Origin of the sequence: Pontibacter actiniarum, assembly GCF_003585765.1 — a bacterium.
GTDB lineage: Bacteria > Bacteroidota > Bacteroidia > Cytophagales > Hymenobacteraceae > Pontibacter > Pontibacter actiniarum.
In genome coordinates, this window is the sequence record NZ_CP021235.1 from 2979133 (window position 1) to 2993394 (window position 14262).

Sequence of the window (14262 nt, forward strand, 5' to 3'; positions counted from 1 at the left end):
TAACGTATCTACTTCCTGATCATCTGATCCCGGATTTGTAGAAATACGTGTCCCCTATCCTGTTATGTGACAGAGATTCTATGCCCGTTCAAAGAGAAAGTGACATCAACGACTTTGCGTTTGAATACTTACGCAACCATTATATTGCCCAGCAAGGCAACAGCCACGTGCTTGTGGATCGCCATGAGCAGACGAAACAAGGCTATGTTTCGGAAGGGCTGTTTTCCTTCAAAGGCAAGGACGAGAAGCTGTTTATAGCCTCGCTCCACACCCACAACTCCCCGAAAATATCCCGGGCACTCACATGCTATAAGAAAAAGGGACTTAGCAAGTTACGCTACGCCTTGTTCCTGCTGGTGCTGGCTGGGGCCTTTATGGCGGGCTGGCAGGTAGCCCAACTGGCCCTCTGGATAGCCATTCCGGCTGCGGTGGTGCTGGCAACCGCCTGCTTTGTGCTCCACACCCTACTGGAGAAGAGGTACCGCCTGCACCAGCTGGCCTCCCTGCTCGATGAGCTAAAAAGGACGCCGGCCGATGAGCAGTGGCTGGGCCTTTCGATGAGTAGCCTCACCTTCCGTAACAACAGTCTTGCGAGCCATATGCTGGCCATGTGCGAGCGCCGTGGCATCGGCGTTATCACGGTGGGCAAGCGCGCCAAAGTGGTGCTGATGCAGGAGCCCCGTACCCTTACCTGCCGCCGCGGAGACTTCCTGTCGCACTATGCGGCCGAAGTACGCATCCGGAAAGCGGTGCTGGGCGACTCATACCTGCGCGTGGCCTAAGCAAAAAACCTCCTTCTGTAAGTAATTAAAGCCCTCTTGCACACTGCCAACGCAACAAGAGGGCTTTTGCTTTAGTACAACTAACCTAACCAAACTATGAAAACCTATGACACTCATATTAATTATTATACTTGTTATTGCACTGATTATCGGCGTAATCTGGTTTAAATCGAAAACACCGAAACACTAAGCCCCTGCCGCAGGTACTCCTCCACATGAGCACGCGCTACATTCTCAACTTTCTGCAACAGCTACAGCAGCACAACAGCAAGGCCTGGATGGACGCACACCGGGAGGAGTACCTGCAGGCAAAAACGTACTTTCAGGAGGCGGTGGGGTACCTGATCGCTCAGCTACAGCTGTTCGACCCCGCGCTGCACGGGATAACGGTGCAGGAGTCGGTTTTCCGGATTAACAAAAACGACTTCTCCAAAAAGGGGGAGGCTCCTTACAAAGGCCACTTTGGCGCCGGTATTTCGCCAGGCGGCCGCCACTCCCCTTACCCCAACTACGTACTGCTGCTGGAGCCCGGAAAATCCCGGATCGGCGGCGGCATACGCAAGCCAAGCACAAAACAGCTGGAGCTGATCCGCGAGGAAATAGACTACAGCCCCGGCGTGCTGCGGCAGCTACTGGAAGAGCCAACGTTTAAAGCCACGTTTGGGGAGCTGCGCGACGACATGCGCAAGCAACCGCCCAAAGGCTTCGACAAAACGCACCCGGAGTTGGAGCTGCTAAAACACAACGGCTTTCAGGTGCTGCATTACTTCCGTGATGAGGAAGTAACGGCGCCCGACTTTCTGGACAGGCTGCCCCCGATGTTCCGGCAGGTGAAGCCCCTCCATGATTTTCTGAACACCTCCTTAACCGAACTATAGTGAAAAGAACGTCTCTCCTTTACCTGTCTTGCCTCCTGCTGCTAGGCACGCTGCTAAGCGGCTGCGAAGAACCGAAGCGTATTCCGGACACACTGCCGGACGTGTACGGCTACATCACCGACATCAAACGCACCGCCACTAACGGCAAAGTGGCAAAAGCCGTGGTGGCTGTAAAATCGATGGAAGGCGTAGAGGCCAACTACCCCGACGCCAGCATAAGCATCGACGAAAACACACTGATAGAGGACGAGGACGGCAAGGAGCTGACCTTAAGCCAGCTGCGTGAGGGGCATGAGGTACAGGCCTGGTTTGCGGGTGATATCCTGGATTCAAAGCCGATCCAGGGGTATGCCAAAGCCGTGCGCATAAAGTACTAGCAATGCCCGGCCCGAGCGATAGCTATACCTGGCACAAAGTGTTTGCCTCCGAGGCAGAGGCCGCTCAGGCGGTGCCGCAGCGGAAGCTACGGCAGCTGGAGCTGGGTGGCCGGCAGGTTTGCTTTGCCCATACACAGGCGGGCTTTTTTGCCGTGGAGGACGCTTGCCCCCACCTGGGCTATTCGCTTAGCCGTGGCAACACCAACTACCTGAACGAGGTGATTTGCCCCTGGCACAGCTACCGCTTTAACCTGCAGAACGGCCGGGAATGCGAGTACCGCTCCCGAAACGCCGTGACATACCCGGTGGAAGTGCGAGAGGACGGCGTGTATGTGGGGCTACCGCCCACACCTTAGCTTGATTATATATAATAAAAATATATTTACAACACAGCAGCCAACCGTAGCGGAAGAACGTAAACAGATGCTTGTCGGGCATCGCCTAAAGAAAGCGCCCGGCAGTTACGTACTTCAACCCTACCCAATGGCAGCACCAACCTACGCAACAGAATTTGAGCACAAGCTAGCCGCATGGCCTGCCCCTATAGAGCTGACACACCTGGAGGGGGATGTGTTTGTGACCCTGCTGCAGCAGCAAGGCTATATCGAGGCCCGCTGGACGGGCCACATCACCTCCTGCGACGTAGTGACCGCCTCCAAAGTATACCTGGCACTGCTCCAGAGGCACCAGTGCCCGGACAAGCTGCTCAACGACAAAGCGGACGCTACCGGAGACTGGACCGAGGCCAACGACTGGCTGGAGTTTGAGTGGCTTCCGCAGGCGGTCCGTGCCGGAATGCGTGCCATGGCCCATGTGTACTCCACCAACATGTTCAGCAGGCTGTCTACCCGTGACCTGTACCTGCGCGTGATACCGCGCCTGCAAATGGCCAACTTTAACAACCGTGCCGATGCCGTGGAATGGCTCCTCTCCTGTGAGGCCACCGAAAGGACACAGGGGCTTTCCTCCGCCTCCTAGCCCGCACAACAGCCTAAGGCCGCGGTTGCTCTATAAAGCAGCAACCGCAACCGGAGCCTCTACGGTAATCTCCACAGTATCCAGCATAACATCCATCACAGGCTCTTCCAGCGCTGCAGGGGCGTGGCGTACAACAATAACTTCTTTCGGCTGTGGCACTTGATACGTTTCCTGAACGGCATAACCAAAACCAAACATAGAGGCGGCCATAAGAACAATGATTTTCATAGTTTTAATATTTAAGTTGTTTAACATCGTTTTGTTGTAACAAATATACTATACAGTACTATGTATAGCAAAGTACTGTTACTACTTATACTACTGTATTATACCAACCACTTCATTTTATCCGCGAACGGCACCAGAAGGCAGACGAACAGGATATAATTTTCCATGCTTCCATTTGCCTTTAAAGCAGAAGATTTAACTGTAGAAGCCCAAGGGGAGTTGATTCATGCGGGGCAGCCGTAAAACAGCGGCTGTAGGTTGAAAAACGTGTATATTTGGCCTCATTTTACACCATGCAAGATACTACCCAACGCGTACAGGAAGAGGAGGCGCAGAGCAAAAGCGGCTTTAAGCGCGAGATAACCCTCTTCGATGCCATTATGATCGTGACAGGCGGCATGATCGGCTCCGGCATTTTTATCGTAACCGCCGACATCGCCCGTGCCGTGGTAAGCCCCGGCAACATGCTGTTGGTGTGGGTCATTTCCGGGTTCCTGACCATGGTGGGCGCCATCAGCTACGGCGAGCTCTCCTCCATGTTCCCGAACGTGGGCGGGCAGTACGTGTACCTGAAAGAGGCCTACAACAAAATGGTGGCGTTCCTGTACGGCTGGACGCTCTTTCTGGTCATCCAGACCGGGGTGATTGCAGCCGTCGGCGTGGCCTTTGCCCGCTTTACCGGTGTACTGATTCCGTGGTTCAGCGAAGACAATGTGCTGTTGCAGGTGGGCGACTTCGGCTTCACCTCGGTGCAGCTGCTGGCTATTGTAAGCACCATCTTCCTGACCTACATCAACTCCAGAGGCGTAAAGAGCGGGAAGTTTATTCAGAACATCTTCGGGAGCACCAAGCTCATCGCCCTGTTCGGGCTTATAATCTTCGGCCTGTGGCTGGGGGTAAACGAAACGGCCATAGAGGCAAACTTCTCCGACCTGTGGGGCGCAAGCGGCGCTGCAGTGGCCGTGCCTACCGGTATGGCGCTGGTATCAGCCATGGGCATTGCCATGGTAGGTGCCCTTTTCTCCGCCGACTCCTGGAACAACATCGGCTTCTCCGGCGATGAGATCGTGAACCCCAAGCGCACGATCGTGCTCAGCATGGTTATCGGTTCGGCGATCGTGATGGGCGTTTACCTGCTCATTAACATGGTGTACCTGCTGGTGCTGCCCATGCACGGCTCCCCTGAAGCGACCACGGCGCTGGGCCAGGGCATTGCCTATGCCGATAACGACAGAGTGGCCGCCGCTGTGGCGGAGGTGGTAGGAGGCTATAAAGCGACTGTGGCCATCGCTATTCTGATCATGATCTCCACCTTTAGCTGTAACAACGGCGCTATACTTTCCGGGGCGCGGGTGTACTACGCCATAGCCAAAGACGGGCTGTTTTTCGAGCGGCTGGGCCGCCTGAACAAAAACGGCGTACCGGCTGCCGGCCTGTGGCTGCAGTGCGTGTGGGCCTGCCTGCTCTGCCTCTCCGGCACCTACGGCGACCTGCTCGACTATGTGGTGTTTGCGGTGATGCTGTTCTACATCCTGACGATTATCGGGGTGTTCATACTTCGGGTGAAGCGCCCGGACCTGCCAAGGCCTTACAAAACCTTCGGCTACCCGGTGCTGCCGGCGCTTTATGTGCTGCTGTCCTCCGCTATCTGCATCATTCTGCTGATCGACAAGCCCCTGTACACCTGGCCGGGCCTGCTCATTGTAGCCCTGGGGATTCCGGTGTATTACCTGTTCGGCCACAAGTTTAACAGAGCCAGGTAAGAACGGCTTACCGGCTGGCGCAAACAAAAAGCCCAAGGAATTACCCTTGGGCTTTTTGTTTGCGCCAGCGCGTGCGTTGCAGGCTGCAGCAGCCCGAAAGAAACGCGCACCCGCTGCTCACGTAGTACAGTTTTGTACAGCCCCGCTGGTTAGAACTGCACCCTTTCCTGAAGAGGTTCTCTCCCGGGTGGGCTGGGCCAGGGGCCGAGCACTATTCGGCGGCCCCGGCAGAAGAAACAAAGCACAGCAAACAACGCCAGATACGTATGAGCCTATCCTTTCGTAACCTCTTCTTCGTGAAAAAGGACTTGTTCTCCCAAGAGAAGCAAACCGCCCATGAGGAGCACCACCGCAAAGTCAGCTGGGCATACTACGGCATTATAGTTCTGGGCCTGTGGCTGATCGCTAACCCGCCCACCTTCGGCTACACCGTACCGGAGATGATTTGGAGCGACATCCTGACGGGCTTTGCCCTGATCTTTTTCAGCTACTTCGCCCTGAAGCCCTATAAGCTGTGGGCGCAGTGGGCGCTGGTGTTCCTCGGCGTATGGCTCCTGATAGCGCCTATGGTTTTCTGGTCCAAGGAGGAGGCTGGCCTGCTGAGCAACTACCTTATCGGAACGCTCGTGGTGTGCTTTGCCATCGTTATTCCAAGCCAGCCCGGCATAAAGCTCTTCGCGCAGCCGGGGCCTAACGTTCCTCCCGGCTGGACCTACAACCCCTCCTCCTGGAACCAGCGGGTGCCCGTTCTCTTCTTTGCCTGGGTCGGCTTCTTCGTGGCCCGGTACATGGGGGCTTTTCAGTTTGAGTTCATCAACACCGTGTGGGACCCCTTCTTCGGGGATGGCACAAGAAAAGTGCTTACCTCTAAGGTTTCCGAGTCGTTTCCGGTGTCCGATGCTATGCTGGGGGCGTTTTCCTACATCATGGATATTCTGTTTGCCTATGCCGGGGGCACGCACCGCTGGCGCACCATGCCCTGGGTAGTGCTTATCTTCGGTTTCCTGATCGTGCCGCTCGGTGTGGTAAGTATAACGCTGGTTATTCTGCAACCGGTGTCGGTGGGGTATTGGTGTAGCCTGTGCCTGACCAGCGCTTTTATTTCGCTGATCATGATCCCATTTACGGTGGACGAGGTACTGGCCACCACGCAGCTGATGCTGTATGAAAAGAAGGAGAGAAACCGCTCTTACTGGACCACCTTTTGGTTTGGCGGCACCATGGAGGGCGGCAGCGTAGAAGAGGTCAGCAACCCGGCGACGCTGCTGGAGAAAACCCTGCGGGAAGCTGCCGGTGACTTTAAAAGCTTACCCTGGAACCTGCTCCTCATTATACCGGTAGGTGCCTGGATAATGGCGGCTCCAGCTGTTTTAGGGTATGGCGGCGGCACCATAACAGACAGCAACCACATTGTGGGGGCGCTGGTGGTAACTTTCGCCGTTATTGCCATGTCTGAAGTCGCCCGCACAGCACGATACATACACCTACTCTTCGGCATCTGGCTTATTGCCGCCCCCTGGGTGCTCGGCACAGGCAATAACGAGGCAGCGATGTGGAACGGCGTGGCCTCAGGCGCGGTGCTCCTGCTGCTGTGCTTCCCGAAAGGCAAGATACAGGAGAGAAGAGGCAGCTACGACAAGTATATCAAGTAGAGCCGATGTAGGTATAAGTATAGGTATAGGCTTAGCCCTGGCGCATGTTGAACAGGATCACCGCCCCGACGATGTAAAACAGGATCACCAGAATAGAGTCGAAGCCTAGCCGGAAGTATGTTTTCCGCAGCTGTATGGTAAGGCCCACCTGGTAAACGCTGGTGAGCAAAATGCCCAGTATGGCCCCGGCAGCGGCAAAGTTGCCAACTTCATCCAGGGCTGGCCCTTGCGTGTAGATCACATCGGCAAGCAACACCAGGCCCACGTTCAGCATGTTCGTACCGAAAATGTTGCTGAAGGCCATCCGGTACCTCTTGAGCTTTGCCGCACTAACGGTTGTGCTGAGCTCCGGAAGCGACGTGGTAAGCGCTACAAAGAAGAAGCCCATAAAGCTGGACCCGACGCCTGTTTTGTTGGCAATGGCATCGGCCGTGTTGGCGACAAAGTAACCGCCGGCCAGAATGCAAACGGCCGCCAGCAGGAAAGACAGCCCCAGCCTGGACAAAATCACCTCAGACAGCTCCTTCTTTTCTTTTCCAGCCGTTTCGTCGTCGGCGTCTCCGCCTTCCCTGCTTTGCTCTTCCTCAATCTCTTCTACTCTTTTAGACACAACGGCCTTAACCTTGCCAATGCTCTGCCGCTCTTCCGGCTCTGTTAGCCACCACCTCATCCTTTTAAAGTAGTTGATGACATAGAACAAAGCCAGGTAAAGTATAAACAGCACGATAGACCAAAGCCCTACATGAAAAACAGCCAGATCCTTGTACAGAATGGCAATAGCCGCAACAGCAAGTAAAAAAGTAAGGCAGATGCCCTGAAACCGCGAAACAGGGTTCTCCAGGGAGCCGCTTAAGGAAACATTCTTGATGTACGCATCCGCAACGGCTAAAACCGTGACCTGCAAAGCAATACTCCCAAAGAGGTTATTAACGGCCATACTCACGTTATCAGCCAGGGCAGCCGAAACAGTGGTAGCCACCTCCGGTAGCGAGGTAATCAGGGCAAGCCCCAGTGTACCGATAAAGACCTCTGAAATCCCCGTCTTCTCAATAACCTTGTCGGCGTACCTGGACAGTTTTACACCGGCTCCCCAAACAAGCGCGCCAGACAAAACAAAGATAACGATGTTCCATACCAAGGAAAGGTCCTGAAAGAAGTTGTTCACAAGTTGAAAGTTTAAGGTAGTATGAGCAGCAGCAGTCCCATATCGTTCTAAAAAGAGTTACACATTACTACCATGGAGCGGCAGGTATAGTTACTTAACCTGGCAGAAGACTAGCTCAAAGGGGTAAGACTCTGCTCCAGCGGTGCTTATGCATAGGCGCTGCGCTAGAGTGTTCGGCTGCCCGATGTGTACGCTTACCAGCAATGTGTTGCGGCAGTACCGCCTTTTCTATGTCAGAATAATGAAGGGATAACACTATGAATATTATAAGTATTTTTTTGATTTTATCATGCAACATAAATCTGTGCTGGAAGTAGAACTGATATACAAGCTGTGTTCATTTTAGGGAATGTAAAGCTTGTGATAAGCTAGCCATCGCGTGGCCTCGGCAGGTATAGCAGCCACGCAGAGTACTCTTCCTACTGAATGAGACGAGGCTGTTGTTTTGCGAAGAGTAGTTAATAAAAATCGCTATGAGGCTTACTATAAGAAATTTTAGTGCATGGATACTTGCGTCCCTACTAATTCTCCTGGGCTTTGTCCGCAGGGCGAAAAGAAAGGCAATGCACGGTAGGTTTATGCTGTCGGTTTATTTCCACAAGCCAAGCAAGAGAGAGTTTGAAGCTTGTGTTAAGTGGCTAAAAAAGAACGGATTTACATTCATAAGCACCTCCGACCTGGAGAACATCATCCAGCATGAGCTTGAGCTTCCTAAGGGTGCCATTTTACTGACAGTAGACGATGGCTGGCAAACAAACGAGGCCAACATTGTAGAGGTGGTAAACAAATATCATGTGCCTGTCACCATCTTTATTTCCTCAGAACCTGTGGAAGAGGGAGCTTATTGGTGGTCTTATGTCACTAAAGCACAGCAGCTCCCCCTCCAGGCTCCCTCAAAACATGCGCTAAAGCAGCTGCAGAACGAGGCGCGGCTTTCCATCGTGAGGGACTTGAGAGCCAAAATCACCCTGCCGAGAGAGGCCATGACAGTGGAGCAGGTGAAGCGTATTACAGCCTCCGGGTATGTTACCGTTGGAGGGCACACCCACACCCACCCGATCCTTATCAACTGCGAAGACGAGGTAGTTTATGAGGAGCTACGGATATCAAAACAAAAGCTTGAATCCTGGACAGGGGCCAAAGTGAACAGCTTCGCCTATCCGAACGGTAACTATGGAAGCCGGGAAATAAAGGCGCTACAGGATCTGGAGTACCGTCTTGCCTTCTCCAGTGATCCGCTGTACATCACGCGGGAGAAGCTAAAAGACAGGTATGAGATACCGCGGTTCGGGTTGCTAGAGGGTGCTTCTATGGCAGAGAACATTTGCCGCATGGTTGGGGTTTGGCAAACTGTCTTACACAAACTAAGGTTGCCATCTTCAAGGAAGCCTACAGAAAAGGACAGGCAAAACCAAGTACAAAGTGGTGAGACGCCACCGCTCCTCAGCAACGTAGAAAGCCCCCTTGTTACGCCCGGTTAAGGAGGCCTCACTTGCATCTCTTACAGCCTGAGCACCTGTAGTACACAGGTCGCAGCCCGGACGAACGGGCGTACTACAGGCCTGAGCCGCTTTTGACACTTTAACTCCACTATGTTCCAGCCAACAGAAGCCCGACTTTAAACCACATACCAGCATGAAGAAGATTCGCCCTGTTAACAGCCTCCTTATATGGCCTACGCTGCCGCCTCAGGTGTACTTTAAGGCAAAGTCGAACTGGCGTCCTTTCCCGCTTGACCAGGATAACTGCAGGATTTACTCAAAGGCGCGCCAGGCTATATGGCAAGCGTTCACCTCTCTAAACCTTGGTCCTGACGCGGTGATTTTAATGCCTGCCTATCACCACGGTTCTGAAGTCGAGGCCCTCCTTAAGGCGGGCCTCAAAATACGGTACTACGAGGTAAACGAGCTGCTTGAGCCAGACCCTGCAGGACTTGAGGCGCTTCTGGATGCAAACGTGTGTGCCCTGTACCTGATCCACTACCTGGGGTTTCCGCAGGATGCGCTATTCTGGCGTCAGTGGTGTGATGCAAGGCAGCTGTTGCTGGTCGAAGATGCCGCTCAAGCATTCTTAGCCACACAACAGGGCCAGCCGGTCGGTTCTCACGGCCATATGGCGTTTTTCTGTCTTTACAAAACATACGGGCTTCCTGATGGCGGCGCTGTTGTATCTAGCGTACCTCCACCTTTTCCCTCCGCATCCAGGCAGTCAGGGCTTTGGCGGGCCTTTAAAAGGCACATAAACTGGGTTGCGACCCGCCGTAAAGAGGTAGGCCTGGTACACCTCCTGTTCAAGCCTGTACAGACATGGTGGAACAGATCCTTGAGTGAGCTTAAAAAGCAGCACCATAAAGAGTTCGAGGTTGGTAATCCCTCCACTCCCCCCTCAACCATGACAAGCTTTCTGCTGCCAAAACTGTTAGACGAGGGCACTGCCGAGGACCGCAGAAAGAACTACAGGTTCTTGCTCGGCCACCTGGGGGAAATGGTGCCCCCGCCCTTTGACTCCCTGCCAGAAGGTGCCAGCCCCTTTGCGTTTCCGATCGAAGTAAGTGATGCCAAAAGCTTTTTACTCAGGCTTCGCCACCGGGGTGTGGGAGGCCTGCTATTCTGGCTCAACCCGCACCCTTCTCTTCCTGTTGCAGACTTCCCCAGAAGCAAAGCGCTTCGGGAGGGCTTGCTTGCGCTGCCGGTGCACCAGGAACTGACGATGGCAGACCTTGAGCAAATTGTGCAAGCAGTACAGGAGGCCCGAGTTGGCCTTACAGCAAAAGCGGCTGTAGCAGGTTAAGGTAATTGGCGAAAAAGGACAGGTGCCGCACCAGGAATAACTGTTTAACCCCAACGTGATAGCGATGCAGTTAATAACTCATGAAAATACAGTAACACACCCGACCGGCACGGAAGAAATAGAGCTGCTCACCGGGGAGCAGGCTATCGACCTGCTCTCCGATGTCCTGTTTGCCTCTGAGTGGGACGCTCTCTACCAGTCTTGCCCCTGGGCCACCGTTTTCCAGAGCCGGAGCTTTGTGGAAAACTGGTACAGGGTTTACCAGGGGGTGTATAGTCCGCTTCTCGTTAAAGCAGCGGTGAAAGGAAAACTTACCGGCCTGTTAACTATGGCCGTACCGCTCCCGGGCCAGGTGCAAAGCAAGTTAAGAAACAGTAGCGGCCGCATTGTAGGGGCGGGCCACTTCGAGGCGGAGTACCAGGTCTGGTTAGCCCATGAGCACAACGGCAGTACCTTTATAAAGGCAGCCCTGGCAGCAGTAAGCAGCAGGTTTCCCTCCTACTCGGTTCTCTTTCGGTTTTTGCCTCCCAACACGCCACTCCAATGGGCCAAGGAAGACCCCTCGTGGAAGGGGCGCTGCATACTCCAGTCCTCTCGCAGGCCTCTGATGGACTTAAAGGACCCGGAGCACGAAAAGCTCTTCCGTAAAGGGGAGTACAGAAATAAGCTAAACAGACTCAAGCGCCTGGGGAATGTCAGCTTTGAGCGCATTACGGACCTGGAGAGGTTTGTCTCCATTCTGGAGGAGGTAGCCGTTCAGTTCGATTTCCGGCAGGGTGCCATGTTCAATAAAAATCTCTTCCGGGATAACCCGCTCAAGGCCGTGTTCCTTCAAGCGATGTTTAGGGAAAATTTACTTCATGTTACGGTTCTCAAAGTAAACGAGGAAGTAAAAGCTGCGATCGCAGCAGTGATAGGAAAGGATTGGGTGCACTTGGGGGGCATCAACGTCCACACACCGTTCCATGCAAGCTACTACTCCCCCGGCTTCGTCCATTTCTTAACCCTGGGTCAGCAGCTGGCCCAGGAGGGAACAGCCGTTTTTGACCTGACGCCGGGAGGTGATGCCTACAAAGACCGGATTGCCAACAAGCATGACCATGTGTATGAACTAACCATTACTGGCACCCGGGCCTTCCACACCAAAAAAGTGCTCAAGAAATTTCTTCATGAGCGCTTGATAACGGCAGGACTACGGCCTATGTCAGTAGAGCTTTCAGTTCGCAAGGCGGTGTATATAATCCGCGCAAGGCTGAAGGCGATAAAGAGCCGCGGCACCTTAAGCTTACTCCCCTCACTTCTGCGTGACTCCCTACATGCACAGCCCGATAGATTTTACATTATCCGTGAAAGCAGCCAGGAAGCCCCGGTTGCCGTGGAGCGGGACAGCCTGGAGGCGCTGCTGAGCTTCGAGGCTGCCGGGGGGTGGCAGACGCGGTGGGAGTTTCTGGGCGAGGCCATGCGGCGGCTGGAGGCCGGGGAGCACTGCTACACCTGGCGCAGGGAAGGACGGCTGCTGTGCTGCGCCTGGTTCTCCCCCGCACTGGGCCAGGCAGGGGCTACGCTACGCGGCATCTACTGCCACCCGGACGGGCGGGCAGGGCTTGCCGCCTTCCTGCGCGCGGCCGCCGGGCAGGTGGCGCGGGAGGAGGGCCACGGGCAGGTGCTTGCACTGGCCGAAGGCACCGCCACCCGGCGCGCACTGGAGGCGGCCGGCTTTGAGGAAAAAGTGTAGGCCTAGCGCCCAGGCAGCTAACTCTACTCTAGGCAGCAGCTTTTCTTTTAGCGACGCTTTCTAACCTATCGGCTCACGCAGCAGAGCAGAAATTTACACGCTTACACCATACTTGCCCGCGTGGCATGTCAATAACGCTAACCTTGTAACTGAAGACCGCCTAATGCAACTACCCGAGGGCTTTACAAATGAGACTGCTGTAGCGTTAGAAAGAAACGATGCAGAAACAGTACGGCTTCTTGTTGGAGATGACGTGTTACTCAAAATCAATGATGAGCAGTACAGCTCATGCTGGGATAGCCTTTACCAGGCTTGTCCGTGGGCTACGGTGTATCAAAGTATAGCTTTTGTTTCAGCCTGGTATGAAATCTATGCTACAACGTACCAACCCATTCTTGTAGAGCAGGTCAGGGCAGGAAAACTGGTCGGTGTTTTTGCGTTAGCTCAAGATACAAAAGGGCATATAATTGGTGCTGGCGACAGCCAGGCGGAGTACCAGGTCTGGTTGGCAACAACGCATGACAGTACCTCTTTCCTTCAGGCAGCCTTGCTGGAGCTGTACAGGCTGTTCCCCAAAAGTAGCATCAGGCTAAAGTACCTTCCCTACAACACACCGCTCCAGGGGCTCATGGCAACGCATTTCTGGAAGAAGCACTGCCTGCTGAAAGCATACAGCCAACCTTTGATGGTGGTAAACGATGAGAGCCTCTCCTTGGAGTTAAAAAAGAAGAACAAGAGAGAGAAGCTGAACCGGTTAAAAAGATTAGGTCACCTTACCTTTGAGCAAATAACAGATAGCGCTGTGTTTCAGGGCCTGCTCGATGAGCTTGCAACGCAGTACGACTTTCGTAAAGGAGCGACAGTAAACCTAACGCCGTTTAAAGACGACACACTGAAAAAGCGTTTTATCATGACCTTGTTTGAGCGAAAGCTGCTTCATGTGTCGGTTCTTAAGCTTAACGACGCGGTAATCGCTTCAAACGCAGGAGCTGCTGGGCGAGGCTGGCTGCACCTGCAGGGGTTCAACACGCATTCCCCGATACATGCTAAATACTCACCGGGGATCCTTCAGTTTTTGATGTTAGGCAAGCATTTAGTGAACTCAGAAATCAAGGTGTTTGACCTGACACCCGGTGGAGACGCCTACAAGGAAAACCTGGCAACCGATCTCGTGGAAGCTCATATACTGTATGTCGGCACTGCCTACAGTCGCTGGCGCAAACGCCTAAAGGACGGGTGCAGCACCTACCTAAAGAGCAGGCTCACGAAAGCAGGCATCCAACAAAGTACCCTGAAACTCATCAAGAAGCAGGCTCAGCTGTTTCAAGAGAAAATTCGCTTGCTTAGGAAAAGAGACCCTAGCGCGCTGCTGCATAGTCTGTTTCCAAGAGCAAGGCACGCCAAAAGTAGCCAGACCTATTTTATCGCGTTTACCGCACCAGACCTACTCCCCCCCTCTCTCCTCGCCGTGGAGCGGGACAGCCTGGAGGCGCTGCTGAGCTTCGAGGCTGCCGGGGGGTGGCAGACGCGGTGGGAGTTTCTGGGCGAGGCCATGCGGCGGCTGGAGGCCGGGGAGCACTGCTACACCTGGCGCAGGGAAGGACGGCTGCTGTGCTGCGCCTGGCTCTCCCCCGCCCCGGGCCAGGCAGGGGCTACGCTACGCGGCATCTACTGCCACCCGGGCGGGCGTGCAGGGCTTTCCTCCTTCCTACGCACGGCTGCCGGGCAGGTGGCGCGGGAGGAGGGCCACGGGCAGGTGCTCGCAGTGGCCGAAGGCACCGCCACCCGGCGCGCACTGGAGGCGGCCGGCTTTGAGAAGGTATGAAGTTCACAGGCAGCTAACCCCACCTCTTAATGCGGCTTTACAGGCAAAGGCTAGCCAGATTCCCTGACGTACAAGCGCTGCACACCATA

13 protein-coding genes are annotated in these 14262 nt (G+C 54.4%); 11 read left to right on the plus strand and 2 right to left on the minus strand.

Annotated features, from left to right (window positions below):
* Positions 1-80 precede the first annotated feature (80 nt).
* The 5 genes from CA264_RS12820 (at position 81) to CA264_RS12840 (ending at position 3015) form a co-directional block, all read left to right on the plus strand.
* Complete coding sequence (locus CA264_RS12820) at positions 81-782, plus strand: hypothetical protein (RefSeq protein ID WP_025607700.1); 702 nt, start codon at positions 81-83, stop codon at positions 780-782.
* A gap of 215 nt (positions 783-997) precedes the next feature.
* Positions 998-1660, plus strand: coding sequence for a DUF2461 domain-containing protein (locus tag CA264_RS12825; RefSeq protein ID WP_025607702.1), 663 nt, complete (start codon positions 998-1000; stop codon positions 1658-1660).
* The gene (locus CA264_RS12830; RefSeq protein ID WP_025607704.1) at positions 1660-2037 is read left to right on the plus strand and encodes a DUF3221 domain-containing protein; all 378 of its coding nucleotides are present in this window, start codon (positions 1660-1662) and stop codon (positions 2035-2037) included. Before CA264_RS12825 ends, CA264_RS12830 begins: the two co-directional genes overlap by 1 nt.
* Positions 2038-2039: 2 nt before the next feature.
* Positions 2040-2393 (plus strand): Rieske (2Fe-2S) protein, encoded by a 354-nt coding sequence (locus CA264_RS12835; protein WP_025607705.1) that lies wholly within the window; start codon positions 2040-2042, stop codon positions 2391-2393.
* 127 nt (positions 2394-2520) lie between these two features.
* Complete coding sequence (locus CA264_RS12840; RefSeq protein ID WP_025607706.1) at positions 2521-3015, plus strand: hypothetical protein; 495 nt, start codon at positions 2521-2523, stop codon at positions 3013-3015.
* A 30-nt stretch (positions 3016-3045) separates the two neighbouring features.
* On the opposite strand, the gene CA264_RS12845 is transcribed toward CA264_RS12840, so the two are convergent.
* The gene (locus CA264_RS12845; RefSeq protein WP_025607708.1) at positions 3046-3243 is read right to left on the minus strand and encodes a hypothetical protein; all 198 of its coding nucleotides are present in this window, start codon (positions 3241-3243) and stop codon (positions 3046-3048) included.
* Between the two features lie 293 nt (positions 3244-3536).
* Here CA264_RS12845 and CA264_RS12850 point away from each other — a divergent pair, with 293 nt between their 5' ends.
* Positions 3537-5006 carry an APC family permease gene (locus CA264_RS12850; protein ID WP_025607710.1) on the plus strand — a complete coding sequence of 490 codons (1470 nt, stop codon included), beginning with the start codon at positions 3537-3539 and terminating at the stop codon, positions 5004-5006.
* A 266-nt stretch (positions 5007-5272) separates the two neighbouring features.
* Positions 5273-6658, plus strand: coding sequence for an SPW repeat domain-containing protein (locus CA264_RS12855; protein ID WP_025607712.1), 1386 nt, complete (start codon positions 5273-5275; stop codon positions 6656-6658).
* 31 nt (positions 6659-6689) lie between these two features.
* Here the strand turns inward: CA264_RS12855 and CA264_RS12860 are convergent, their stop codons facing one another.
* Entirely contained in the window at positions 6690-7823 is a 1134-nt protein-coding gene (locus CA264_RS12860; RefSeq protein WP_025607714.1) for a sodium:calcium antiporter, read from the minus strand.
* 563 nt (positions 7824-8386) lie between these two features.
* On the opposite strand from CA264_RS12860, the gene CA264_RS12865 reads away from it, so the two are divergent.
* The 4 genes from CA264_RS12865 to CA264_RS12880 all read left to right on the plus strand — a co-directional run bounded on the left by CA264_RS12865 (position 8387) and on the right by CA264_RS12880 (position 14173).
* Positions 8387-9304 (plus strand): polysaccharide deacetylase family protein, encoded by a 918-nt coding sequence (locus CA264_RS12865; protein WP_237151117.1) that lies wholly within the window; start codon positions 8387-8389, stop codon positions 9302-9304.
* A gap of 154 nt (positions 9305-9458) precedes the next feature.
* Positions 9459-10613 (plus strand): DegT/DnrJ/EryC1/StrS family aminotransferase, encoded by a 1155-nt coding sequence (locus CA264_RS12870; protein ID WP_025607717.1) that lies wholly within the window; start codon positions 9459-9461, stop codon positions 10611-10613.
* Positions 10614-10677: 64 nt separating this feature from the next.
* Entirely contained in the window at positions 10678-12348 is a 1671-nt protein-coding gene (locus tag CA264_RS12875) for a GNAT family N-acetyltransferase (protein ID WP_025607719.1), read from the plus strand.
* Positions 12349-12511: 163 nt separating this feature from the next.
* Complete coding sequence (locus tag CA264_RS12880) at positions 12512-14173, plus strand: GNAT family N-acetyltransferase (RefSeq protein WP_084196224.1); 1662 nt, start codon at positions 12512-12514, stop codon at positions 14171-14173.
* Positions 14174-14262: the final 89 nt, after the last annotated feature.